This window comes from Actinomycetospora cinnamomea (assembly GCF_003096675.1).
GTDB classification, from domain to species: Bacteria; Actinomycetota; Actinomycetes; order Mycobacteriales; family Pseudonocardiaceae; genus Actinomycetospora; species Actinomycetospora cinnamomea.
Genome location: NZ_QEKW01000020.1, coordinates 1 through 24,354, shown reverse-complemented (window position 1 = coordinate 24,354; position 24,354 = coordinate 1). Strand labels below are relative to the sequence as shown.

At 74.6% G+C, this 24,354-nt stretch carries 19 protein-coding genes and 1 pseudogene; 9 read left to right on the top strand and 11 right to left on the bottom strand.

The features are described 5' to 3' along the window. The first annotated feature begins 64 nt into the window (after window positions 1–64). On the top strand, window positions 65–1,015 hold the full coding sequence (locus tag C8D89_RS24715; protein WP_133252059.1) for an endonuclease/exonuclease/phosphatase family protein: 951 nt from the start codon (window positions 65–67) through the stop codon (window positions 1,013–1,015). Here the strand turns inward: C8D89_RS24715 and C8D89_RS24710 are convergent, their stop codons facing one another. The 3 genes from C8D89_RS24710 to C8D89_RS24690 form a co-directional block, all read right to left on the bottom strand. Then, window positions 1,016–1,453 carry an MOSC domain-containing protein gene (locus C8D89_RS24710; protein ID WP_243418354.1) on the bottom strand — a complete coding sequence of 146 codons (438 nt, stop codon included), beginning with the start codon at window positions 1,451–1,453 and terminating at the stop codon, window positions 1,016–1,018. An 89-nt stretch (window positions 1,454–1,542) separates the two neighbouring features. After that, the gene (locus tag C8D89_RS29910) at window positions 1,543–3,168 is read right to left on the bottom strand and encodes a hypothetical protein (protein WP_133252058.1); all 1,626 of its coding nucleotides are present in this window, start codon (window positions 3,166–3,168) and stop codon (window positions 1,543–1,545) included. Continuing rightward, window positions 3,135–3,788, bottom strand: coding sequence for a sigma-70 family RNA polymerase sigma factor (locus C8D89_RS24690; RefSeq protein ID WP_116710795.1), 654 nt, complete (start codon window positions 3,786–3,788; stop codon window positions 3,135–3,137). The genes C8D89_RS29910 and C8D89_RS24690 overlap by 34 nt, the downstream gene beginning before the upstream one ends. Before the next feature lie 736 nt (window positions 3,789–4,524). On the opposite strand from C8D89_RS24690, the gene sbnA reads away from it, so the two are divergent. The 6 genes from sbnA (at window position 4,525) to C8D89_RS24660 (ending at window position 14,587) form a co-directional block, all read left to right on the top strand. Beyond that, window positions 4,525–5,511 (top strand): 2,3-diaminopropionate biosynthesis protein SbnA, encoded by a 987-nt coding sequence (gene sbnA, locus C8D89_RS24685; RefSeq protein ID WP_116710794.1) that lies wholly within the window; start codon window positions 4,525–4,527, stop codon window positions 5,509–5,511. 84 nt (window positions 5,512–5,595) lie between these two features. Then, window positions 5,596–8,631 (top strand): Pls/PosA family non-ribosomal peptide synthetase, encoded by a 3,036-nt coding sequence (locus C8D89_RS24680; protein ID WP_116710831.1) that lies wholly within the window; start codon window positions 5,596–5,598, stop codon window positions 8,629–8,631. Then, window positions 8,628–11,885, top strand: coding sequence for a non-ribosomal peptide synthetase (locus tag C8D89_RS24675; protein WP_116710793.1), 3,258 nt, complete (start codon window positions 8,628–8,630; stop codon window positions 11,883–11,885). The genes C8D89_RS24680 and C8D89_RS24675 overlap by 4 nt, the downstream gene beginning before the upstream one ends. A gap of 23 nt (window positions 11,886–11,908) precedes the next feature. Further along, window positions 11,909–12,910: a TauD/TfdA family dioxygenase gene (locus C8D89_RS24670; protein ID WP_116710792.1), complete on the top strand. Its 1,002-nt coding sequence runs from the start codon at window positions 11,909–11,911 to the stop codon at window positions 12,908–12,910. After that, a complete protein-coding gene (gene sbnB / locus C8D89_RS24665; protein WP_116710791.1) occupies window positions 12,907–13,971 on the top strand; it encodes a 2,3-diaminopropionate biosynthesis protein SbnB in 1,065 nt (354 codons plus the stop codon). The genes C8D89_RS24670 and sbnB overlap by 4 nt, the downstream gene beginning before the upstream one ends. Continuing rightward, complete coding sequence (locus C8D89_RS24660; RefSeq protein ID WP_116710790.1) at window positions 13,964–14,587, top strand: hypothetical protein; 624 nt, start codon at window positions 13,964–13,966, stop codon at window positions 14,585–14,587. Before sbnB ends, C8D89_RS24660 begins: the two co-directional genes overlap by 8 nt. A 30-nt stretch (window positions 14,588–14,617) precedes the next feature. On the opposite strand, the gene C8D89_RS24655 is transcribed toward C8D89_RS24660, so the two are convergent. Further along, entirely contained in the window at window positions 14,618–15,184 is a 567-nt protein-coding gene (locus tag C8D89_RS24655; protein ID WP_116710789.1) for a hemerythrin domain-containing protein, read from the bottom strand. Between the two features lie 135 nt (window positions 15,185–15,319). Here C8D89_RS24655 and C8D89_RS31240 point away from each other — a divergent pair. Next, window positions 15,320–15,499: pseudogene (locus C8D89_RS31240) on the top strand (PIN domain-containing protein); the annotation flags it as partial. Window positions 15,500–15,541: 42 nt separating this feature from the next. Here C8D89_RS31240 and C8D89_RS24645 read toward each other — a convergent pair. The 7 genes from C8D89_RS24645 to C8D89_RS28840 all read right to left on the bottom strand — a co-directional run bounded on the left by C8D89_RS24645 (window position 15,542) and on the right by C8D89_RS28840 (window position 22,932). Continuing rightward, entirely contained in the window at window positions 15,542–16,591 is a 1,050-nt protein-coding gene (locus C8D89_RS24645; RefSeq protein ID WP_116710788.1) for an LLM class flavin-dependent oxidoreductase, read from the bottom strand. Beyond that, window positions 16,591–18,447, bottom strand: a complete 1,857-nt coding sequence (htpG, locus tag C8D89_RS24640) for a molecular chaperone HtpG (protein WP_116710787.1) — start codon at window positions 18,445–18,447, stop codon at window positions 16,591–16,593. Before htpG ends, C8D89_RS24645 begins: the two co-directional genes overlap by 1 nt. A gap of 70 nt (window positions 18,448–18,517) precedes the next feature. Beyond that, window positions 18,518–18,913 (bottom strand): DUF7715 family protein, encoded by a 396-nt coding sequence (locus C8D89_RS24635; protein ID WP_116710786.1) that lies wholly within the window; start codon window positions 18,911–18,913, stop codon window positions 18,518–18,520. Between the two features lie 92 nt (window positions 18,914–19,005). Further along, on the bottom strand, window positions 19,006–19,482 hold the full coding sequence (locus C8D89_RS24630) for a hypothetical protein (protein ID WP_116710785.1): 477 nt from the start codon (window positions 19,480–19,482) through the stop codon (window positions 19,006–19,008). Continuing rightward, a complete protein-coding gene (locus tag C8D89_RS24625) occupies window positions 19,469–20,959 on the bottom strand; it encodes a multicopper oxidase family protein (RefSeq protein ID WP_116710784.1) in 1,491 nt (496 codons plus the stop codon). Before C8D89_RS24625 ends, C8D89_RS24630 begins: the two co-directional genes overlap by 14 nt. A 60-nt stretch (window positions 20,960–21,019) precedes the next feature. Beyond that, complete coding sequence (locus C8D89_RS24620) at window positions 21,020–21,730, bottom strand: response regulator (protein WP_116710783.1); 711 nt, start codon at window positions 21,728–21,730, stop codon at window positions 21,020–21,022. Further along, window positions 21,727–22,932: a sensor histidine kinase gene (locus C8D89_RS28840; protein ID WP_243418353.1), complete on the bottom strand. Its 1,206-nt coding sequence runs from the start codon at window positions 22,930–22,932 to the stop codon at window positions 21,727–21,729. The genes C8D89_RS24620 and C8D89_RS28840 overlap by 4 nt, the downstream gene beginning before the upstream one ends. Window positions 22,933–22,987: 55 nt before the next feature. On the opposite strand from C8D89_RS28840, the gene ilvA reads away from it, so the two are divergent. Next, window positions 22,988–24,262: a threonine ammonia-lyase IlvA gene (gene ilvA, locus C8D89_RS24605; protein ID WP_116710781.1), complete on the top strand. Its 1,275-nt coding sequence runs from the start codon at window positions 22,988–22,990 to the stop codon at window positions 24,260–24,262. Window positions 24,263–24,354 lie beyond the last annotated feature (92 nt).

Below are 24,354 nucleotides of genomic sequence, written 5' to 3'. Positions count from 1 at the left end.
CGTGCGGCGCCGCGTCATCCGGCTCGCTACCGTCGACCCGGGCAGCGCCGGGGAGGGCCGAGACGTGGAGCGGGACACCGTCGCTCCGCCGCCACGCCGCCGGACGGGGGCCGCGCCGTGGCTCTGGGCGCTGCTCGCGGTGCTGCCCTGGCTGTGGTTCCCGCTGCGCGACCCGCTCGGCCTCGTCGGCGACGTCCTCGCGATCCTCCTGCCGGTGATCGCACTCGCCGCGGCGGCCACCGCGGTCGTGCGCGGGCGGCGACGTGGCGTGCCCTCGGCCGTGTCCGCGGTGCTGGCGGCCGCGATGGCGGTGGTCGGGCCGTGGACGCCCGCCGACGCGGGGGCGGTGCGCCCGGGCGCGGCCCTGACCGTCGCGAGCGCCAACGTGACCGGCCTGCCCTCGACGGTGCCCGCGCTGGTGGGGGCGTCCGCCGACGTGCTCGTCGTCGTGGAGAACGGCCCCGGCGTCGACCGCGCGGTGGCCGCGGCGTACCCGTTCCACGTGTCCTCGCTCGGCGCCCCGGCCGTCGGGGTGTACAGCCGCGTCCCCGTCCGGCTGCTCGAACGGCCCGGGCCGGACCTGCGCGGGATGCGCGTGGCGGTCGAGGGGCCGACGCCGTTCGTGCTCTACGCCCTGCACGTGCCGCGGCCCTGGTGGACCGGCCGCGGCAGCTACCAGGCCACGCCGGCCGAGCACCACCGTCTCGTCGAGGAGGTCGCGGCGCGCGTCGCGCGCGAGCGCGGTCCCGTCGTCGTGGCCGGCGACCTCAACTCCACCGACCGCGCCCGCGACTACCGGCTGCTCGCCGACGAGGTCGGGCTGACCGACGCGATGCGTGCCGGGTGGGCGGGGCCGACGTCGGTGACGCAGTGGCGGCTGCTGCTCCTGCGCATCGACCACCTGCTCGTCGGCCCCGGCTGGTGCGGCGACGGGGCTCGCCGGTTCCCGCTGCCGGGTTCGGACCACGACGGCGTCGCCGCGACGGTCGGCCCCTGCGCCGGACCGTCGCGGTGATCAGCCCGGCAGCTCCACCGCGTCGCCCACGGCGATCGTCCCCGAGCTGAGCACCCGGCAGATCGCGCCGCCGCGCTCGTGCATCGCCCGCGCGGCGCCGGGACCGATCTCGGTGTCCATCACCCGACACGGCGCGGCCCGGCGGACCACCTCGAGCACGACGTCGCCGACCACGAGGCGGGCGCCGGGAATCGTGGGTACCGCCCCGTGGTCGAGGGTGAGGTTGCGCCGGGTCAGCTCCTCGGGCACCGGCGCCCCGCGGGCCGCGGTGGCGGCGGCGAGCTCGTCGCGGCTCTGCACCGAGACGTGGCGGTGACGGCTGCCGTGGTGGCGGTCGCCCACGATCCCCGAGCCGGCCTCGGCCTCGATCGACTCCACCGCGACCATCGGGGCCTTCCGCGCAGGCGCCGTGTACAGCGCCGCCACCCTGGTGGTCACGGTCCCAGCGTAGGCCGGTGGGACGCGACCGTTCTGGACGCCACGGTGGCCGCGGCGTGCGCCGCGCCCCGGTGTCGGCTCCGTGGCGGTCAGTCGTCCTCGTCGTCGTCCTCGTCGTCGTCCTCGTCGTCGTCCTCGTCGTCGTCCTCGTCCTCGTCGTCGTGGTCGTCGTCCTCGTGGTCGCCGTGGCGGTCCTGCTGGGCACGATCCTGACGATGCTCACGGTCGTCCGGGCGGCGCTGTTGGAGCCCCTTCTCGCCGTGTCGCCCGTCCCGGTCCTCGGTGCGTGGACCCGGAGGAGCCGGTGTGCCACCCACCGGATGGTCGGAAGGCGGGTCGGCGACGTGGCCGGGCCCCGACCGGCGGGCCGTGCCGTGGTCGCGGTCGGGCTGGGCGCGCTGGGGCTGAACCCGCTCGGACCGGTCAGGGTCGGGCTGAACCCGCTCGGACCGGTCGCGGTCAGGATGGACCCGCTCGGACCGGTCGCGGTCAGGATGGACCCGCTCGGACCGGTCGCGGTCGGGCTGAACCCGCTCGGACCGGTCAGGGTCGGGCTGAACCCGTTCGGACCGGTGGCGGTCGGGCTGAACACGTTCGGACCGTTCAGGGTCGGGCTGAACCCGTTCGGACCGGTGGCGGTCAGGCTGAACCCGCTCGGACCGGTCGCGCTCCACCTGGCCGTTGTCGGGTCGGTGGCGCTCAGGCTGAACGCGTTCGGGCCGTTCGCGGCTGCTCCGGTCCCGCTCGTCGCGGTCACGCGCAGACCGCTCGGGGACGTCGCGGACCGGCGCTGACGCCGGTCGCCGGAGGTCGGTCGACGGGGTGTTCGGCGTGGTGTTCGGCGAGGTCCTCGGCGCCGTCTCGGGCGCCGTGGGCCGCGAGGCGTCCTCCCGGTCGGGCCGGCGCGGCGACGCCGGGGGTCGGTGGGCCCGCGACGACGTCTCCGCCGTCCCCGCCGCCGCGCCCTGGGTGGCGGCCGTGCCCGTCGTCGTGGAGGACGTCGTGTTCCTGGCCGCCCGCCGCTCCGACGACCGTGTCGTCGCCCGGGCCGACGGTCCGGAATCCACCTGCTCGTGCACCGCTCGCCAGCGCTCCCGCGCGAGACGGGCGGCCCGGCTCTCGTCAGCGGTCTGCAGGTGCTGGTCGGCCCGGTCCAGCGCGCTCCGCGCCCGGGCCACGTCCCCGCGGTCCAGGGCCGCCGACGCCTGATCGAGATCGGCCGAGGCCGCCAGCACGACGTCGTCGGCGTCCTGGGTCGACGGCCCCGGCGTGGACCACACGGTCACCGCCACCAGGGCCGCGACCGCGGCGGCGACCAGGGGCGCGCGGAGACGGTGCCGCCGCGTGCCGGACGCGGTCGACCGTGCCCGGTCCACGAGCACCATCGCGCGGTCGACGTCCACCGACCACGTCTCGGGGTGCCGTCGCACGGATCCCCGCCAGGTGTTCAGGACCGCGGCCAGCTCCCGTTCGACCTCCTCGTCGAGGTCGTCGGCCACTGGCTCCTCGACCGCGTGGGTGCCCCGGGCGACGCGCTCGAGGAGGGCGTCGTCGGCCGCGAGTGCCTCGGCACAGGAGCCGTCCCCGCACGACCCACCCGGGCACCGCTCCTCACCGCCCGGGGCGGAGCCGGAGGTCCCGGAGCCGTCGGCGACGCCGCGTCCCCTGCCCTCGGCTGCCGTCATCCCGACCCGCCCGAGCACGTTGCGGTCCACGACGGCGCCTGGTCGTGCCCGGGGGCGGCCCGCTCGGTCCGCGGGCGCCGGGCGGCGACGTCGATCGCCAGCATCTGACGCAGGCTGCTCAGGGCCCGGTGCTGCGCGATCCGCACCGCTCCCGGCGTGCTACCCGTGGCGTCCGCGACCTCCTCGACGCTCAGACCGATCACCGTGCGCAGGGCGAGAACCTCGCGCTGCCGGTCGGGCAGTCGCTCGAGGAGCCCGTACAGCCGGTGGCGGGTCCACGCCCCGATCGCCATCTCCTCCGGCCCGGAAGCGCGCTCCGCGGTCTCGAGGAGTTCGGGCACGTCGGAGGTCGCCGCGCTGCGGTCCCGTCCCATCGTCCGGAACGCGTTGGCCACCTTGTGGCCCGCGATCCCGTAGACGAAGCCGAGGAACGGGCCGTCGGCCCGGCGCCATCGCGGTAGTGCTGTGATCACGGAGAGCAACACGTCCTGGGCCAGGTCCGCCGACGACATCGTCGGTCGCTCACGGCCCCCGAGTCGTGCCCGGCAATATCGCTCGACGATCGGCGTCAAGGCGGCGAGCAATTCCTCGAGCGGCCGGCGGCCGCCCCGAGACGCCTCTTCCGCGACAGCGTCGAGGTCGTCGATCACCACGGTCTCCCCCTGTCACGCTCCGGCCCCCGCGCTCTCCCCCGCTCTCCCCCGTCGATCTCGCCGCTCCGTGGACGCCCCTCCGTCGAGCCGTCGCGGGCATCCCGCCTCCGAGCGGGGAGAAGCACCGAGCGTGCCCCGTTGGTCGGCGGCCGACAAGGATTCGTTACCGCACCGAGCCCTGCCTCCACGAATCGTCGACTTGCGCCCCGATCCCGTGTGCTCGCACCAGGGTCGAAGGTCCCGAAACGTCGCAACGCGGGGGCCCCGCGCCTCCCGTGGATGATCGGAGAGGACCGTGCGCCGCCTCCGCTCGCGGTGATCGAGCCGCTGTCGCTCGACGTGACGGACGGTTACTCCACGCGCCCCACCGGCGACCCGACCCGCCTCAGAAGGCCTAGACCGTCCTGGCCTCTTCTACTCCGAACGAGTGAATCTCGTCGGAGATCCCGCTCCGAGGAGTAACAGCGAACCGGGCTCCGGTGAACTGCAGCACACGGGCGGACAGACGCCCGCGAGATCGGCACCGACATCCTCCGGCGGCACCACGTACCGACCGGCGGAGGGGGATTCCTCGCGGAGCACGGGCTCTCGACGGAGAGCGGGAGGGTAGGGGCATTCCTGCCCGTGCACGGCGAGAGGGGAATTCTCGACGGGCATCGATGCCGTTCGTGGCGGACCGGCCGACAGTCGCACGCGCTCGGCGCGCACCTGATCCCAATGGGGGGCATCCAGCGTGACCATCATTTCCGACCCCCTCCAGTACAACGAGGACGACCTGTTCGTCGACCTCCGCGGCGCGACCGGCCACACGCTTTTCCTCAAGTGCGAGGGATTCAACTTCGCCGGGTCCATCAAGTTGAAGGCGGCCATCGGCATGGTCGAGGCCGCCGAGCGCGACGGGCTCCTCAACCAGTGGTCGATCCTGGTGGAGTCGTCCTCGGGGAACCTCGGCGTGGCTCTGGCCATGGTGGCGGCGAGCAAGGGCTACCGATTCCTCTGCGTGACCGACCCACGATGCAACGCCACGACCCGGCGCCTCATCCAGACCCTGGGCAGCGGCGTGCACACGGTGACCGAGCCGCACCCCACCGGCGGTTTCCTCGGTGCTCGGCTCGACCACATCCGCCGGCTCTGCGCCTCCAGCGCCCGCTACGTCTGGCTCGACCAGTACGCCAACCCGAACAACTGGAAGGCCCACCACCGCACGACGGCACCGGCGATCGCCCGCCAGTTCCCGGACCTCGACGTCGTGTTCATCGGGGCGGGCACGACCGGCACGCTGATGGGTTGCGCGCGGTGGTTCCGTCGGTGGAACCGAGCGGTGCGCATCGTCGCCGTGGACGCGGTGGGGTCGGTCAGCTTCGGGGGCCCCTCGGGTCGGCGGCTCATCCCCGGACTCGGCATGAGCGTGCACCCCCCGCAGCTCGACGCGTCCCTCGTCGACGACGTCGTCCGGGTCGAGGAGGAGGACACCGTGCGCGCCTGCCACCAGCTCGCGCAGCGCGGCTTCCTGTTCGGCGGCTCGACCGGCACCGTCGTCAGCGGCGCCACGGCATGGCTGGAACGTCACGGCGCGCCCGACCTCACCGCGGTCGCGATCGCGCCCGACCTCGGGGAGCGCTACCTCGACACCGTCTACTCCCCCTCCTGGCTGATCGAGAACTACGGCGACGGGGTGCTCGCGCCGCCGGCGCCGCTCGCCGATGCCCGGCCGGCCTGATCGACGCCGAGGACACGGCTGATGACACCTCCGGTGCAGACCCCACGCGCCGGCACCGACGGACGCACCCGACCGCTCCGCTCCATGACGTTCGCCCCCTCGGCGGGGCGGCATCGGGCGGTGTCGGCGCCGGGCGCCGGGGCGGTGCGCCCGGCGGCGGCCCCGCCCGGTCCGCCGCCGGGTGGCGACGCGCGCACCGTGGCCCTCGACGCGGTCACGACGGCCATCGCCGTCCCCGACCCCCCGACCGAACGGCTACCGATCGTTCCGGCGCCACGCCCGCGGGTGCTGGTACCGCTGTCCTCACGTCCGGCCTCGACCGTCCGGCCGCTTCCCACACCGGCATCCGAGCACCTCCGGGTGCAGCTCGGCGAGGTCCTCGCCGGCGTCCTCGAACGCGACCACGTCGACCCCGACGCCCACGTCTTCGACGACCTCGGCGCCGACTCCATGGTCATGGCCCGCTTCTGCGCCCGGGTCCGCAAACACCCCGACCTGCCCTCGATCGCGATGCAGGACGTCTACACCCACCCCACCCTCACCGCCCTGGCCACCGCCCTCGCCCCCGCACCCGCGCTGGCCCCCGCCCCGGCCGACGCCGCGCCTGCACGCCTCCGGGCGCAGCTGGGCGAGGTCCTCGCCGGCGTCCTCGAACGCGACCACGTCGACCCCGACGCCCACGTCTTCGACGACCTCGGCGCCGACTCCATGGTCATGGCCCGCTTCTGCGCCCGGGTCCGCAAACACCCCGACCTGCCGTCGGTCGCCATGCAGGACGTCTACACCCACCCCACCCTCACCGCCCTGGCCACCGCCCTCGCCCCCACCCCCGCACCGGCCGACACAACCGTCCCCGCACCACGGCCCTCGGCCGCCCTGGTGCCAGTGCCTCCCGCGCCCCCGCCGGCCGCGGCGCCCGTCCCCCGGGCCGGGCGGCTCGCCTACGTCCTGTGCGGCGCCGCGCAGCTGCTGTTCTTCCTCGGGTACACCTACGTCGCGGCGATCATCGTCACCTGGGCCTTCGAGTGGCTCGCGGCCGCTCCGGACGAGCTCCACCTCTACCTGCGGTCGGTCGCCGTCGGCGCCTTCGCCTTCACCGCCCTGTCGGTGCTCCCGATCGCGCTGAAGTGGCTGATCATCGGGCGCTGGCGGCCCCGCGAGTTCCCGGTCTGGGGCGCGACCTACCTGCGGCTGTGGATCGTCAAGATCCTCGTGCGCTCCAACCCGCTGGTGCTCTTCGCCGGGACCCCCCTCTTCCCGCTCTACCTCCGCGCGCTGGGCGCCCGCATCGGCCGGGGCACGGTGCTGCTCACCGGGCACGTGCCGGTCTGCACCGACCTGCTGACCGTGGGCACCGGCGCGGTCGTCCGCAAGGACACCTACCTCTCGTGCTACCGGGCGCACGACGGCCGCATCCAGACCGGGCCGGTCACCATCGGGCGCGACGCGCTGGTCGGCGAGAACGTCGTGCTCGACATCGACACGGCCGTCGGCGACGGCGCGACGGTGGGTCACAGCTCCACGCTGCACCGGGGGCAGGCCGTACCCGCCGGGACGACCTGGCATGGCTCGCCCGCCCGGCCCACCGACACGACCTATCCGAGGGTCCCGCCGATGCGCTGCGGGGCGCTGCGCAAGGTCCTCTACTCGCTGGTCACCCTCGCCGTCCTGCTCGCCGTGGTGCTGCCCGTTGCCGCCGGCCTCTCGGCACTGCTGATCCTGGAGATCCCCCAGCTCCGGGTCCTCATCGAGCCCGGACCCGGAACGCTGACCAACCGGCTGTTCTGGATCGAGACCGGCATCGTCTCGGTGATCATGGTCTTCGGGCTCCTGCTCGTGGGCCTGCTGCTGGTGACCACGCTGCCCCGGCTGTTCGCGCTCGGGCTCCGCGCCGACCGCGTGTATCCCCTCTACGGCCTGCGCTTCTGGCAGCACCGCACGGTCGCCGCGCTGAGCAACGTCCCGGCCTTCACCTACCTGTTCGGCGACAGCTCGGCCATCGCCCATTACCTCGGCCGGGTCGGCTACCGGATGCGGCCCCTGGTGCAGACCGGGTCGAACTTCGGGATGCTGAACAAGCACGAGAACCCGTTCCTCACCCGGGTCGGCAGCGGCACCGTCGTCGCGGACGGCCTCTCGGTGATGAACGCGGACCTGTCCGCCACGTCGTTCCGGGTCTCGCCCACGGCGATCGGCGCGCGCAACTTCCTCGGCAACCGGATCCACTACCCCGTGCAGGGCCGGACCGGTGACGACTGCCTGCTCGGGACGAAGGTGATGATCCCGGTCGACGGCCCGGTGCGTGAGGGCGTCGGGCTCCTGGGCTCGCCGAGCTTCGAGATCCCGCGCACGGTCGCCCGCGACAGCGCCCTCGACCTCGCCCCCGAGGAGCTCGCCCGGGGCCTGTCGGCCAAGAACCGGCACAACGCGGTGACGATGGCGCTGTACCTGCTCGTCGGGTGGTGGCTCGTCCTCGTCATGGCGGCGCTCGTGGCGTGCGTCGCGTCGGTGCCCGTCAAGGTCGGAGCCCTGGAGATGCTCGCCGGGCAGTTGTTGATCTTCGTGCTGGGGACGCTGTGCCTGGTGCTGGTCGAGCGCAGCGTGAGGCCGCTGATGTGCCGGGCCCCGGAGGGCCGCTCGATCTACGACCCCGACTTCTGGCGCCACGAGCGGTACTGGAAGGTCGCCCTGCCCACCTGGGTGGCGCTGTTCAACGGCACGCCCTACAAGAACCTGGTCTGGCGGATGCTCGGCGTCCGCATCGGCGCTCGTGTGTTCGACGACGGCGCAAGCCTCACCGAGCGCGCCTTCACCACCATCGGCGACGAGTGCACGTTCAACGAGGGCGTCGTGCTGCAGTGCCACTCGCAGGAGGACGGCGCCTTCAAGTCCGAGCACATCGTGATCGGGGCGCGCGCCACCTTCGGTGTCGGCGCCTTCATCCACTACGGCACGACGATCGGCGACGGCGCGGTCCTCGCCACGGACTCCTTCCTCATGAAGGGCGAGGAGGTCCCCCCGGGCGAGCGGTGGGGCGGCAACCCGGCGCGCGAGATGGCCGAGACCCAGACGGTGGGCTACCGGGCCCCCGCGGCCGCGAGGACGGAGGGACGGGCATGACGACGCAGATCGACCGCACCCACTGGCGAGGTGTCCTGGCCCGTGGCACCGAGCGCCTGCCCCGATGGAGCCGCGATCCCGTCGCCTCGACCGCGGTGCACGTCGCGGCGGTCCCCGACGACCTCGCGGAGGGGGTGCGCCACCTCGCGGCGGCGGCCGGGGTGCCCGTCGAGGCCGTGGTGCTGGCCGCCCACGCCCGCGTGCTCGCCGCTCTGACCGGTGAGGACGAGGTCGTCACCGGGCTCGCCCCCACGGCGGGCGCTCCCCCGCGGCCCTGCCGTCTCGACGTCACCGTGGTGTCCTGGCGGGAGCTCATGGCCGCCGCCGGCGCGGCAGCCGCCGACGCGCGGGACCGCGACGCCGAGGCGCTCGACGAGCTGCGCCGTGATCCCGAGCTCGCGGGCGGGTGGCCCGAGAGCGTGCTGGACCCCACCGGCGGCGATGCCGACCTCGACGACCGCACCCTGCTGCGGGTCGCCGGCCCGATCGGGGGTGTGCTGCGCGTGCGCCACCGCGCGGACGTGCTCGACGCCGACGCCGCGGCCCGCATCGCGGGCTACCACCTCACCGCACTGCGCCAGCTCGTCGGCGATCCCGACGCGGCTCCCACCCGCTACGGCCTGGTGGGTCCCGCCGAGCTCCGGGTGCAGCTCGACGGCCTCGCGGGCCCGCGCGTCCCCCGGCCCGACCGCCGTCTGCACGACCTCGTCCGCGACCGCGCGCGGGCCCGACCGGACGCCGTCGCCCTCGTGCGCGGAGCCGACCGGTGGACCTACGGGGAGCTCGACGACCGCGTCGACCGCGTCGCGCGCGCCCTGCTGGCGCGCGGACTGCGGCGCGAGGACGTCGTCGCCGTCGTCACCGAGCGCACCCTCGGCTGGGCGGCCGCCGTGCTGGGCGTCATGGCGGCGGGCGGCGCCTACCTGCCGATCGAGCCGCACTTCCCCGCCGACCGCATCGGCACCGTCCTCCGGCGCGCCGGCTGCCGCCTCGTCCTCACCGAGGACGGGAGCAAAGAGACCCTCGACGTGGCGCTGGACGACCTCGACGGGGTGCAGCGGCTGCTCGTCGAGGACGCGCTGGCCGATGGCCACGCGGGGGACCACACCGCCGACCCTGCGTGCGGCCGCCCGGCCGTCACGGCCGGCCAGCTCGCCTACCTCTACTTCACCTCCGGGTCCACGGGCGAGCCGAAGGGCGCGATGTGCGAGCACGCGGGGATGCTCAACCACGTCCTCGTCAAGATCGAGGACCTGGGGATCACCGAGGGCACCGTCGTCGCCCAGACCGCGCCGCAGTGCTTCGACATCTCCCTGTGGCAGCTGGTGTCGGCGCTGGTGGTGGGCGGCACCACCCTCCTCGTCGAGCAGGAGATCGTCCTCGACGTCCCCCGGTTCGTCGACCTGGTCGCGCGGCGCCGGGTGGGCGTGCTGCAGATCGTCCCCTCCTACCTCGACGTCGTCGTCTCCTTCCTCGAGGAGCACCCGGTCGACCTGCCCGACCTGCGCTGCGTCGCGGTGACCGGCGAGGCCCTGAAGAAGGAGCTCGTCGCCCGGTGGTTCGCGGTGCGTCCCGACATCCCGCTGGTCAACGCCTACGGGCTCACCGAGACCTCGGACGACACCAACCACGAGGTCCTGCACGGGGTTCCCGACCACGAGCGGGTCCCGCTCGGGCCGGCCGTGGCCAACGTCGGTGTCCGCGTCGTCGACGAGCACCTGTCCCCGGTGCCGCTCGGCGCCCCCGGGGAGATCGTCTTCTCGGGCGTCTGCGTCGGTCGCGGCTACGTCAACGACCCCGAGAGGACGGCGCGGGCGTTCGTCCCCGACCCGCGGCGCCCCGGCGAGCGGCTCTACCGCAGCGGTGACCGCGGACGGTGGCTGCCCGACGGCAAGCTCGACTTCCTCGGCCGCCGCGACCACCAGGTGAAGATCTCCGGCTTCCGGATCGAGATGGGCGAGGTGGAGAACGCCCTGCTGCGCGTGCCGGGCGTCCGCGACGGCGCCGTCGTCGTCTCCGAGGCCCCGGGCCGCGGCAAGCAGCTGGTCGGCTTCTACAGCGGCTCACGACCGATCGCGACCGAGACGCTGCGGGCGACCCTCGGCGCCTCGCTGCCGGGCTACATGGTCCCGGCGGTGCTGCACCACCGCGAGACGCTCCCGCTCACGGGCAACGGCAAGATCGACCGCAAGGCGCTGACCGCCCTCGCCGACGAGCTCGGCACCGGCGGGCCGGACCGGGCGGCACCGCGCACGGCGACCGAGCACCGCCTCGCCGCGGTGTGGGCGCCGCTGCTCGGGGTCGACGAGGACGCGGTCGGGCGCGACGACCACTTCTTCGACCGCGGCGGCTCGTCGCTGCTCGCCGTGAAGATGGCGGTGCGGCTGGGCAAGGAGGTCTCGCTCACCGACATCACCCGCCACCCGGTCCTCGCCGACCTCGCGGCCCTGATGGACGGGCGGGCCGCCGCGAGCACGGGGCTGATCCAGGCGCTCGCCGAGTCCGACGGGCCCGCCCGCGGCACGGTCGTCGGGATCCCGCCCGCCGGCGGGCACGCCGTGTCCTTCCGGCCCCTGGCGACCGGGCTGCGGGGGACCGGGCTCGCCGTGCACGCCGTCGAGCTGCCGGGGCACGACCCGACCGTCGACGACGAGCCGTTCGTCCCGCTCGCCGAGGTCGCCGACCGGGTCGCGGGCGAGATCGTCGAGCGCGCCCTGCCCGACGTCCTGCTCTGGGGCCACTCGTCCGGCGCCGCGGTCGCCCTGGCCGTGGCCCGGCGGCTCGAGGCGCGCGGGGTCCCGGCCCGCCGGGTCGTGCTCGGCGCCCAGCTGCTCGGCACGGTGGCCGCCCGCCGGCGGGACGCCGCGGAGCTGGACGCGCGCACCGACGCCGAGATCGCCGTGCGTCTGGCGGGCCACCACGACGTCGGTGGCGTGGCGGCCGAGCTCGACCCCCGGCGTGTCGAGCGGTCGGCCGCCGCCTACCGCCACGACTGCCAGGCCGCCCACGCCTTCCTGGTCGACGTGCTCGAGCACCCCCCGGCCGGCCGGCTCGCGACCCCGGTGACCGTCGTCGTGGCCGCCGACGACCCGAGCACCGCGGGGTTCGTCGAGCACCACCGCGGCTGGGAGCTCGTCGCCGAGGACGTCACCCTGCACGTCCTCGACCACGGCGGCCACCACTTCCTGCGCACCCGCCCGGCCGACGCGGCCCGGGCCGTCCTGCACGCCGCCGATCTCGTGCCCACGTCGTGACGACCATTTCGGAGGAGACCACGATGCCCCACCCCGATCACGGCCTCGACGTCGCCGAGCCGCCCGGCCGGCCGCCACAGCTGGCGGTCGACGCCGCCGGCGACCCCGTCGACTGGGTCGAGCGCCACCGCGACGCGCTGCGCGCGGCCGTCGTGCACCACGGGGCGCTGCTGCTGCGCGGTCTCGGCCTGCGCGACGACGCCGACGCGGGTGCCGCGCTGCGCGGGCTGGCCCCCGGTGGCCTCCTGCCCGAGCGGGAGGCCTTCGCACCACGGCAGCCCTACCCGGGCGGGGTGTACTCGTCGACGAAGTGGCCGGCCCACCAGCAGATGTGCATGCACCACGAGCTGAGCTACGGGTTGCAGTTCCCGGGCACGATGATGTTCGCCTGCCTCGTCGCGCCCGAGACGGGCGGCGCGACCCCGATCGCCGACGCCGCCGCGGTCCTCGAGGCGCTGCCCGCCGATCTCGTCGCCCGCTTCGAGCGGGAGGGCTGGCGGCTCGACCGCACCTACGGCGACGACATCGGCGCGCCGTGGAGCGAGGCGTTCGGCACCGAGGACCCCCGCGCCGTGGAGCAGTACTGCCGGACCCACGCCATCGAGTTCGCCTGGCAGGACGACGGGGGGCTGCGCACCCGGCAGCGGCGGCCGGCGGTGGCGCGCCACCCCGTCACCGGCGTGCGGTGCTGGTTCAACCAGATCGCCTTCCTCAACGAGCACACCCTCGACCCCGAGGTCCACGAGTTCCTCGTCGAGATGTACGGGGAGGACGGGCTGCCGTTCACCACCCGCTTCGGCGACGGCTTGCCCGTGTCCGAGGACCTCGTCGCGTTGATCAACGAGGTCTACGACCGGCACACCCGGCGCGAGCCGTGGCAGCCCGGCGACCTGCTGCTCGTCGACAACGTCCGCACCGCGCACGCCCGCGAGCCCTACGGGGGGACGCGGTCGGTGCTCGTGGGCATGGCCGACCCGCTGCACGTCACCCAGGTCGCCCCGGTCGCCCCGGCGGTCGCGACGTGACCGCCGTCGATGCACGCCCCGACGCCCCCGGGCCCGCGACCGGTGTCCCGCCGTTCGCAGTGATCACCGGGCAGCAGGTGGAGGAGGCGCTGCGGGGACGCGAGCGCCAGGTGGTGGACCTGGTGGCGGAGACCTACCGGCTGCACGACCTCGGCGACACCGTCAACCCCCCGTCGTCCTTCCTGCGCTTCCCCGACCGCCCCACCTCGCGGATCATCGCCCTGCCCGCGTCGGTGGGGGGCGACGTCCGGACCGACGGCCTGAAATGGGTGTCGAGCTTCCCGGAGAACGTGGCCGCCGGGATCCCGCGGGCGTCGGCGGTGCTGATCCTGAACGACCACGACTGCGGCTACCCGATCGCCTGCCTCGAGGCGTCGATCATCAACGCCGCACGGACGGCCGCGTCGGCGGCGCTCGCCGCGGACGTCCTGGGCCGTGGCGGACCGCGGCCGACCCGGGTCGGCTTCATCGGCACCGGGCTGATCGCCCGGTTCGTGCACACCTACCTCGCGGGCACCGGGTGGGCCCCCGACGAGGTCGGGGTCCACGACCTGTCGCCCGAGAGCGCCGCAGGCTTCCGCGGGCACCTCGAGCGCGCCGGGGAGCGCGGGCGGATCACGGTGCACGACACGGCCGAGTCGCTGATCCGGTCCAGCGACCTGGTGGTGTTCGCGACCGTGGCCGGCGAGCCGCACGTGCACGACCCGTCCTGGTTCGACCACCACCCGCTGGTGCTGCACGTCTCGCTGCGCGATCTCTCCCCGGAGATCGTGCTGGCATCGACCAACGTCGTCGACGACGTCGACCACTGCCTGCGGGCGAACACCTCGCCGCACCTGACCGAGCAGCAGGTCGGGCACCGGGAGTTCGTGCTCGGCACCCTCGCGGACGTCATGGCGGGGCGGGTGACACCGCCGCGCGACCGGACCACGATCTTCTCCCCGTTCGGTCTCGGGGTCCTCGACGTCGCGCTCGGCCGGTGGGTCTACGACGACGTCGCCCGCCGGGGTGGCCTCCACGTCGTCGACGGCTTCTTCCACGAGCTGCGCCGGCATGGCTGAGACGGCGGCCCCCACCCGGAGCCTTGGTGCGCGTCGACGTCGCCCGTGGGCCTCCGCGCTCGGGACCCTCGGCGCGGCGACCGCGCTCGTCCTCGGCGCGGCGTGCTCGTCCGCACCGCAGGCACCGCCGCCACCATCGGCACCCGCCTCGACGCCGGCGCCGGCCGCGTCCCCGGCCGAGGACGACGCCGCGGCCGCGGAACCCGAGGCGCCGGTGCTCGCGTACGGGGCCACGCACGTCTTCGGCGACGGCAACGCGGTCACCGTGGCCGGCCCGGTCGCCGGTCCGGCGGTGGCCGGGGCGCCGTTCCCGCGAACCCTCGAGGTCACGGTCACCGTGCGCAACGGCACGCCGGTGCCGGAGGACCTGTCCCGGTTCGGCGTGGACGTGACGGTGCCCGAGGACCGGGAGGCCCCGTCGGTCGACGACGGGCTCTCGGGGACCCTCGCCCCCGGCGAGGAGCGGGTCGTCCCGCTGCGCTTCGCCCTCCCCGACCCCGGGCCCACCGAGGTCACCGTCGAGGTGGCCAAGGCGGACCAGACCGCGGGGGGTGAGGACGTCCCGGGCAGCGACGAGGTGCCGGGCTCCTTCGTCTTCTGGGAGGGACGGATCTGACGAACCGGCGGCCCTCGCCCCCGTGGCCGGTCAGCTCCGCGACCGTCCGGAGAGCTTGTCGCGCATCCGGTCCACCATCCCGACGCCGGGGCCCGCCATCTTGTGGAACAGCTCGGCGTTCGGCGCGTCCGGGTGCGGCCGCGTCGGCGCGAGCTTCTTCGCCCGGTCCACCTGCTCCCGCAGGTCGACGAGCGTCTCCCGCGGCAGCTGCTCGCGCAGGCGGGGGAACTGCTCGTCCTCCTCGTCGTGCACGTGGTGGCGGAGCTTCTCGGCGAGGTCGGACACGAGCTCGTCGAAGCGCGGGTCGCCGGTCTTCGTCGACTCGAGCTCCTTCATGACCCGCTCGAGCTCCTTGTGCTCCTCGGCATCGTGCTCGGTGACCTCGCGGCCGTCGGACAGGTGCTCCCGCATGGCCGGGTAGACGTACATCTCCTCGGCCACCGAGTGCCGCACCAGCTCACCGATCACGGTGTCGGCGAGGTCGCGGCGCTCCTCGGGGTCCAGCGTCGTGCCGAGGCGGTCGAGGATCTCGAGGGCCTCGCGGTGGTCGGTGGTGAGCTCGTCGACGACATCGAGGTCGGTGCGCTGGTCAGCCATGACGGCCTCCTGCAGGGTGGAGCTGTGGTGGTGCGCCGTGCGGTCGACGTCTCGCCCGGCTACCCGGACGTCGCGCGGGGTAAGGCCCCGGTCGACGGGAGGACCGAGCGATGACCGTCGCGCGGCCCGCGGGGGATGCCGTGCTGGGCCGAGCTCGATGTGCACCGTGCAGTCCGTCCCGGCACCCGGCACTGGACGATCTTCAGCCGCCTCTGCCGCGACGTCGGGGCGCGGGGCGACGTCGTGCCCGACGCCTTCCACGCGGCCCTCGCGATGGAGCACGGGGCGACGTGGGTGACCACCGACCGCGGTTTCGCCCGCTTTCCCGACCTGCGCTGGAAGCCCCTGCCCGGACCGTCAGCCCTTCGCCACCAGCGGCGCGACCTCGGTGCCCAGCAGCTCGATGGAGTGCAGCAGGTCCTCGTGGCGCAGGCGCGGGTTGGTCATCTGCAGGTTGATCCGCTCGACGCCGCCGAGCTGCTCGGCCACCCGCAGGACCTTGTCGGCCACCGTCCGCGGGTCGCCGACGAAGAACGCCCCGTCCGGCCCGCGCATCGCGTCGAACGCGCGCCGTGTCGGGGGCATCCCGCCCCGCTCCGCGGCGACCGTCGTGAACATCTCCTCCCAGCCGGGGTAGAAGGCGTTCGTCGCCTTGGCGACGTCGTCGCCCAGGAACCCGAAGCAGTGCAGGCCGACCCGCAGGGCCTCCGGCGGGTGCCCGGCGTGCTCGCCCGCGCGGCGGTAGAGATCGACCAGGGGGGCGAACTGCCGGGGCTCCCCGCCGATGATCGCGATCATCAGCGGCAGGCCGAGCAGGCCCGCGCGGGCGAACGACTCGGGCGTGCCCCCGACGCCGACCCAGATCGGCAGCCGTTCCTGGGCCGGGCGCGGGTAGACGGGCTGGTCGTGCAGGGCCGGGCGATGCTTGCCCGACCAGGTGACGACGGGCGAGGAGTTGATCTTGAGCAGCAGGTCCAGCTTCTCGGTGAAGAGCTCGTCGTAGTCGTCGAAGGCGAGCCCGAACAGCGGGAACGCCTCGACGAACGAGCCCCGCCCGACGACGAGGTCGACCCGTCCCCGCGAGATGAGGTCGATCGTCGCGAACTCCTGGAACACCCGCACCGGGTCGGCCGCCGACAGCACCGTCACCGCGCTGCGCAGCCGGATCTGCTCGGTGCGCGCCGCCGCGGCGGCGAGGATCACCGCGGGCGCCGCGTCGTAGTACTCGCTGCGGTGGTGCTCGCCGACGCCGTAGGAGTGCAGGCCGACGCGGTCGGCGAGCGCGATCTCCTCGAGCAGGTGCTCGAAACGCTCCTCGGGCCCGATCTCCCGCCCGCTGTCGGGTTCGGTGACCCGTGCGACGAAGCTGTCGACGCCCAGGAGGACCGGCGCCGCCGGTTCCGCCATCAGAGGGCCTTCTGCAGGCGCGCTGCGAGCGTGTTGACGAAGGCCGCGGGCTCGGCGAGGTCGCCGCCCTCGGCGAGCAGCGCCATCCCGTAGAGCAGCTCGGCGACGTCCTTCTCCGCCGTGCCGCCGGCCTGGGCGTCCCGCAGCCCGGTGACCAGCGGGTGGGAGGGGTTGAGCTCGAGGATCCGCTTGACCTTCGGCGGCTCCTGCCCCATCGCCCGGTACATCTTCTCCAGGGTCGGGGTGAGGTCACCCGGGTCGCCCACCAGGCACGCCGGCGAGGTGGTCAGCCGCGACGAGAGCCGTACCTCCTTGACCTCCTCGGCGAGCTCGGTGCCCATCCAGGACAGCAGGTCGTCGAAGCCCTCCGGGGTCTCCGTCTCGTCGCCGAGGTCGACCTCGCCCTTGGCCACCGACGCCAGCGGCGTGCCGTCGAACTCGGTGACGACGTCGACCCACACCTCGTCGACCGGGTCGGTGAGCAGCAGGACCTCGTAGCCCTTGGCGCGGAACGCCTCGAGGTGCGGGGAGTTCTCCAGCCCCGAGCGGGAGTCGCCGGTGGCGTAGTAGATCGTGTCCTGGCCCTCGGGCATGCGCTGCTTGTAGGCCGCCAGGGTGGTCGGCTCGTCGGCGCTGTGCGTCGACGGGAACGAGCAGATGTCGAGGATGGCCTTCTGGTTGTCGTGGTCGGAGAGCAGGCCCTCCTTGACCGCCCGGCCGAGCTCGCGCCAGAACGTCGCGTACTTCTCGGGCTCGTTCTCCTGCATCGCCGCGATCGTCTGCAGGACCTTGCGCACGAGCCGCTTGCGGATCATCTGGATCTGGCGGTCCTGCTGCAGGATCTCGCGCGAGACGTTGAGCGAGAGGTCCTGCGCGTCGACGACGCCCTTGACGAAGCGCAGGTACTCGGGGACCAGCGCCTCGCAGTCGTCCATGACGAACACGCGCTTGACGTAGAGCTGCACGCCGCGCTTGTGCTCGCGCATGAACAGGTCCATCGGCGCGTGGCTCGGCAGGAACAGCAGCGCCTGGTACTCGAACGTGCCCTCCGCCGAGAGCCGCATGGTCTCCAGCGGCTCCTGCCAGTCGTGGCTGACGTGACGGTAGAACTCGGCGTACTCCTCGGCCGTGACGTCCGACTGCGGGCGCGCCCACAAGGCCTTCCGCGAGTTGATCGGCTCCTGCGAGCCCTCCTCCTCACCCGGGTTCAGCCGGATCGGCCAGGTGATGAAGTCGGAGTAGCGCTTCACGATCCGGCGCACCGTGTCCGGGTTCGCGTAGTCGTGCAGCGCGTCCTCGGCGTCCTCGGGCTTGAGGTGCACCGTGATCGCCGTGCCCTGCGGCGCGTCGGGGACGGGCTCGAGCGTGTAGGTGCCCTCGCCGGTGGACTCCCAGTGGACGCCCTCGGCCGTTCCGGCCTTGCGCGTCGTCATCTCGACCCGCTCGGCGACCATGAAGCTCGAGTAGAAGCCGATGCCGAACTGGCCGATGAGCTCGGCCGTCTGCTCCTTGGACCCGGCGGACTCCGCCTCGCGCATCTTCGCGAGCATCTCGGCGGTGCCCGACTTGGCGATCGTCCCGATGAGGTCCACGACCTCCTCGCGCGTCATCCCGATGCCGTTGTCGCGGACCGTGAGGGTGCGCTGCTCGGCGTCGGTGACCAGCTCGATGTGCAGGTCGTCCGTCTCGACCGCCACGTCCTTGTCCACGTAGCTCGCGAGCCGGACCTTGTCCAGCGCGTCCGAGGCGTTGGACACGAGCTCGCGGAGGAAGACGTCCTTGTCGGAGTAGATCGAGTGGATCATCAGCTGGAGCAGCTGACGGGCCTCGGCCTGGAACTCGATCGTCTCGGTCATGCGTCCTCTCCTCCTGCTCGGCGTGCGCCGACCACGATATCCGCGCGCCGCGCGCCGCTCGCGGCCCCGATCACCCCGACGCGGTCTCCTCCGTCGTGCGCAGTGCGACGAGCTTCGACAACCGCCGCCCGTAGACGGTGCCGACCGGCACGTCGGCGACCGTGCGGAGCAGGTCGTCGGCCTCCTGCGCCGCCTCGGCGGGATCCCACCCCTGCTGCGCCAGGCTCGACCGCAGGGCCTCCACCACGTCGGCGCGGCTCAGCGGGAGGTCGGCGACCCGCGCCGTCGTCGTCGCCCGGGCGGAGTTGAGGCCGGCGAAGGCGCGCCCACACCCGCAGCGACCGTCGGGATCGCGGCGGTCGGCCGCGCAGGGCGGATCGATGCGCACCAGTTCGCCCTCCACGGCGTGGTGGAAGTCCCCCCTCCGCGCGCCCTGGGTCTGGGCCGGGGCCACCAGCACCTTCATCGCCGTCTCCCGTCCTCGATGCCATCGCGCAAGGGAGAGCACCGGCCCCCGACAAGCGGGGGGCGCGAGCCGAGGACCGGGGTCGCGCACGCTCACCCGGTGATCGCTCCGGGTGCTCGCTGCGCCCGATGAGGAGGTGGGGTGCCCGGAGCAGCGGGCGCGATCACCGACCCTTCCCGGGGCCCGGGGCGCGCCCGCACGGCCCAGACGGCCAGGGCCACGGCGGTGCCGACGATCGCGACCCCGAGCGGGACGTGGACGGCGAGGACGCCGGTGAACCCCAGCGCGACCTGCGCGACCTCGCCGACGACGAGGCCCGCGGCGATGGCGATCGGCCAGGGCGGCAGCCGCCCGGGGCGCCAGGCCAGCACGGCGACCGCCACCTGGGCCACGGCGACCAGCAGCAGGGTGCCGCCGACGGCCTGGTGGACGAGGAACCCGGCGAGCGACGCCTGCAGCACCGCGCCGGCGGCGAGCGCCTGGACGACGGTCATCGCCGCGTGCAGCACGGTGACGGCGCGGAACAGGCCGACCGCGGCCCCGCGGCCCCCGCGCTCAGCCGTGGTCATCGTGGGCCCCGGTGATGGTCGTCGCGGGCCGCTGGCCGGGGGCGACGACGAGGAACTGGAGCATCATCCCGTCGTCCTCGTGGCGCAGCAGGTGGCAGTGGAGCATGTAGGGCACCTCCGGGTCGGCGTGCGGGCCCACGCGCACGAGCGCGCGGACGGTACGGGCGGGCGGGACGGCGACCGTGTCCTTCCAGGGCCGCTCGGCGGCCGGGACGCCGCGCTCGAGGACCTGCATCCGCGCGTCGTGGACGTGCATGTTGTGCGGGAGCGTGTGGCGGTTGGTGAACTCCCAGATCTCCGTCGCCGCGACCGGGACGACCTCGTCCACCCGGGTCATGTCCATCGCGAGCCCGTTGATGCGGTCGTGCGACAGCGTGAAGCGGCGGGTGCGCGCGGCGGCCGCCTCGGCGAGCGGGGCCTCCCGCGACAGGCGCGCGGGCAGCGGCGGCGAGGGCTCGAGGCGCGGGGCGGGCCGGAGCTCGAGCAGGTCGAACGAGTCGTGCGCCCCCGCGGCCCGCGTGACGCCGTTGACCGCGCCGAGGTCGTGCGACACCGAGCGCAGCACCCGCCGCCGGCCGGGGACGAGGTCGACCACCACCTCGGCCCGCTCCCCCGGCGTGAGGACGACGCCGTCGACGACCCGCGGCGCGGGGAGCAGGCCGCCGTCGGTGCCGACGAGGGTCAGCGGGGTCTCGTCGTCGAGCACGACCCGGTAGCTGCGGGCGGGCGAGGCGTTGAGCACGCGCAGCCGCACCCGGGTCGTGGTGACGTCGAGGTACGGCGCGACCGTGCTGTTGACCAGCACCGTGTCGCCGAGCAGGCCGACGGCGTTGCGGTGCTGCTCGTCGAACGCGCCGTCCGGGGTGAAGCTGCGGTCGGTGAGCACGAGCGGCACGTCGTCGACGCCGTAGCGGGCGGGCAGGTCGACCGGGACGTCGTCGTCGACGAGGAAGAGCCCGCAGAGGCCGCGGTGCACGTGGCGCTCGGTCCGCCCGTGCGGGTGGGGGTGGTACCAGAGCGTCGCCGCGGGCTGGTCGAGGCGCCAGGAGGCCTCCCAGGTGCCGCCGGGCGGGATCGGCTGGTGGGGGCCGCCGTCGGCGCGGGCGGGGAGGGTGGCGCCGTGCCAGTGGGTCGTCGTGGTCTCGGGCAGGCGGTTGGTCACCCGCAGCACGACCTCCTCGCCGCGCCGCGCCCGCACGGTCGGGCCGCCGAACGGCAGGCCGCCGTAGCCCCAGGTCGGGGTCGCGAGGCCGGGCAGGAACTCGTGGGTGCCCGGCGCGGCGACCAGCTCGACGACCCGGCGGCCGGCGGCGTCGCGGGTCGACGGGGCGAGCGGCGGGATCGCGAGCGGGCGCGGCGTCGCCGGCGGGCGCACCGTCGGGGGGCCGGAGGCGCAGCCGGCCACGGAGGCGACCGCCGCGGCGCCGGCCGCGGCGAGCGAGGCGCCGAGGAAGCGGCGCCGGGACAGCGGGGACACGCCGAGGAGCGTCGCGACGTCCGGGGGTCGCCGTCGTCGGCGTGACGACGTGTCCCGGGCCTACGTCCGCAGGCGTACCGACCCCGGGATCGGCTGCGCCCTCGTGAGCGATGCGCATCCCGGGGTGACGAGCCCCGTCTCGTAGGCGACGACGACGAGCTGGGCGCGGTCGCGGGCGTCGAGCTTGGTCAGCAGGCGCCCGACGTGGGTGCGGGCGGTGGCCGGGCTGATGACGAGGCGAGCGGCGATCTCGTCGTTGGCCAGCCCGCCGCCGACCAGCGCCAGCACCTCCCGCTCGCGCGGGGTGAGGACGTCGAGGTGCGCCGCGGGCACGACGGGCTGCGGGCGCCCGGCGAACTCGGCGATCAGCCGCCGCGTCACCGCCGGGGCGAGCAGCGCGTCCCCGCGGGTGACCAACGCGATCGCGCGCACCAGATCCGCGGGCTCGGCGTCCTTGAGCAGGAACCCGGCCGCACCGCCGCGCAGGGCCCGGTAGACGTACTCGTCGAGGTCGAAGGTCGTGAGCACGAGCACCGCGGTCGCGGCCAGGTCCGGGTCGGCGACGATCGTCTCGAGCGCGGTCAGCCCGTCGACCCCGGGCATGCGCACGTCCATGACGACGACGTCCGGGTGCTCGGCGCGCACCAGGGCGACCGCCTGCTCCCCGTCCGCGGCCTCCCCCACCACGGTGAAGCCGTCCTCGGTCTCCAGCAGCACCCGCAGGCCGGCGCGCACGAGCTGCTGGTCGTCGGCCAGCGCGACCCGGATCACCGCGACACCAACGGGAGGGCGGCCTCCACGACGAACCCGTCCGGGCCGGGCGTCGCCGACGAGCGCCCGCCGATCGCGGCGGCGTGCTCGGCGAGGCCGCGCAGCCCGTGGCCCGGGCTGACGGGGTCGGTGGGGCCGCCGTCGTCGGTCACGCGCAGGCGCAGCTCGCCGGCGTCGCGCTCGAGGTCGACGGTCACGCGGCGGGCGTCGCGGGCGTGGCGCACGGTGTTGGTCACGGCCTCGCGCACGATGCGGAACGCGGCGCCGTCCACCGGCGGGTCGAGCTCGCCCGCGCTCCCCCGCACCTCCACGCCGACGCCGGCGAGCCCGGCCACGCGCGCGACCTCGTCGAGGCGGTGCAGGCCCGGCGCGTCCGGGGACTCGGCCTCGCGCAGCACCGCGAGCGTCGTGCGCAGCTCCGCCAGCGCGGCACGGCTCGCTTCCTTGATCTCGAGGAGGGCGGCCACGGCCTGCTCGGGTCGCCGATCGGCGACGTGCGCGCCCACGCCGGCCTGCACCGCGATCATGGCCAGGCTGTGCGAGACGACGTCGTGGACCTCGCGTGCGAGCCGCAGCCGCTCCTGCCCGACGCGCCGGCGCGCCTGCTCCTCGGCACGCTCCGCCGCCTCCGCCTGGCCACGGCGCAGCCCGCCCACGGCCACCCCGACGGCCACGGTGACGATGATCCACATGAAGCGGTCGCGGTCCGGTGGCACGACGACGACCTCGCGGAACGAGATCACCCGCTCCAGCCCGACCCACACCACGAACAGCACCACGCCGATCCCGACCGACCGCGGCCAGCTCAGGCGGCTGGCGACGGTGTACATCGCGACGGCGACCATCAGCGACGCCGGCCCGTCGGGGTAGCCCATCCAGTAGTAGGGCGCGACGGTCAGCAGCGTCGCGGCCAGCACCAGCACCGGCGCGCGGTGCCGCCAGACGAGGGCCGTCGCGGCCGCCACGACGAGCGCGGCGCCGCCGGGCCACCAGGGCCGGTCGTCAGGCCGCGCGGTGAGCGCCGTGCCCAGGATCGAGGCCGTGGCGAGCGCGCCCGCCAGCGCCACGTCGCCCGCGCGGGGCCACCACGACGGACGCGGAGCCGGGATCACCCCGAGCACGCTAGGGGCCGCGACGGCCCGCGTCGTCAGCGTCTCGACGTACCCGACCCCGGTCTCCATCGGGGTCAGCCCCGAGGGCACACCGGGGGTCCGCCTACCATCGAACGGATCAACCGGCGGTTCACGGGGAGCGGGCATGGCACGGCACGACGGCACGACGTTCGAGAAGCAGGTCCTCGCGGCGTCGGAGCGTCTGTCGGGCATCGCCGAGCGCACGCCCCTGCAGCGCAACGCGCGGCTCTCGGGCCTCACGGGCACCGAGGTGTGGTTCAAGCGCGAGGACCTGCAGGTGGGCCGCTCCTACAAGCTGCGCGGCGCCTACAACCTCATCAGCCAGCTCGACGACGAAGCCCGCTCGGCCGGGGTCGTCTGCGCGAGCGCCGGCAACCACGCCCAGGGCTTCGCGTTCGCCTGCGCCGCGCACCGCGTGCCCGGGCGTGTGGTGATCCCGTCGACCACCCCGCGCCAGAAGCGCGAGCGGATCGTGGCCCTCGGCGGCGAGATGATCGACCTGGTGGTCGACGGCGACACCTACGACGAGGCGTCGGCGGCGGCGTCGCGGTGGGCGGAGGAGACCGGCGCGACGCTGGTGCCCGCGTTCGACGACACGCGCACCGTCGCCGGCCAGGCCACGGTCGTCGCCGAGATCGTCGAGCAGCTGGGCCGCGCGCCCGACACCGTCGTCGTGCCGGTCGGCGGCGGGGGCCTGCTCGCGGGCACCGCGACCTGGCTGCAGGCGACGCACCCGCGCACCCGCGTGGTCGGCGTCGAGCCCGCCGGGGCGCGCAACGTCGCGGCGGCCCTGCACGCCGGCACCCCGGTGGTGCTCGACGAGCACGGCTTCGACCGGTTCGTCGACGGCGCGGCGGTGCGCAAGGCCGGCGCCGTGACCTACCCGCTGATCCGCCGCTCGGGCGCCGAGCTCGTCGCCGTCGACGAGGGCCTCGTGTGCACCGAGATGCTCGCGCTGTACCAGACCGACGGGATCATCGCCGAGCCCGCGGGCGCCCTGGCCGGCGCCGCGATCCGCCCCGACGGGCCGGGCCTGGACCTCGTGCCCGGCGAGACCGTCGTCGTCGTGGTCTCCGGCGGCAACAACGACGTCTCGCGCTACGCCGAGGTCATCGAGCGCTCGCTGCGCTTCCAGGGGCTCAAGCACTACTTCCTCGTCGAGTTCCCCCAGGAGCCCGGGGCCCTGCGGCGCTTCCTCGACGAGGTCCTCGGTCCCGACGACGACATCACGCGCTTCGAGTACGTCAAGCGCGACAACCGCGAGGCCGGCCCGGCGCTCGTGGGCGTGGAGATCGGGTCCCGTGACGACCTCGAGCCGCTGCTCGAGCGGATGGCTCGCTCGCCGCTGCAGATCGAGGCCCTCGAGCCGGGCTCGCCGGCCTTCCGGTTCCTGGTCTAGCCCGGATCTTTCGTGATCTTGACGTTGGTGATCGTTGCGCGGCTCGGTGGCCGGTGATGGCTGGATTGTGCTGGGTGGGCACGACAAGCTGG

Coding starts and splice junctions, on each gene's coding strand:
- ilvA (WP_116710781.1), top strand. CDS start 22,988: ATGGCACGGCACGACGGCACGACGTTCGAGAAGCAGGTCCTCGCGGCG.
- C8D89_RS24630 (WP_116710785.1), bottom strand. CDS start 19,482: ATGACCACGGCTGAGCGCGGGGGCCGCGGGGCCGCGGTCGGCCTGTTC.
- C8D89_RS24635 (WP_116710786.1), bottom strand. CDS start 18,913: ATGAAGGTGCTGGTGGCCCCGGCCCAGACCCAGGGCGCGCGGAGGGGG.
- htpG (WP_116710787.1), bottom strand. CDS start 18,447: ATGACCGAGACGATCGAGTTCCAGGCCGAGGCCCGTCAGCTGCTCCAG.
- C8D89_RS24645 (WP_116710788.1), bottom strand. CDS start 16,591: ATGGCGGAACCGGCGGCGCCGGTCCTCCTGGGCGTCGACAGCTTCGTC.
- C8D89_RS24675 (WP_116710793.1), top strand. CDS start 8,628: ATGACGACGCAGATCGACCGCACCCACTGGCGAGGTGTCCTGGCCCGT.
- C8D89_RS24655 (WP_116710789.1), bottom strand. CDS start 15,184: ATGGCTGACCAGCGCACCGACCTCGATGTCGTCGACGAGCTCACCACC.
- C8D89_RS24680 (WP_116710831.1), top strand. CDS start 5,596: ATGACGTTCGCCCCCTCGGCGGGGCGGCATCGGGCGGTGTCGGCGCCG.
- C8D89_RS24660 (WP_116710790.1), top strand. CDS start 13,964: ATGGCTGAGACGGCGGCCCCCACCCGGAGCCTTGGTGCGCGTCGACGT.
- C8D89_RS24670 (WP_116710792.1), top strand. CDS start 11,909: ATGCCCCACCCCGATCACGGCCTCGACGTCGCCGAGCCGCCCGGCCGG.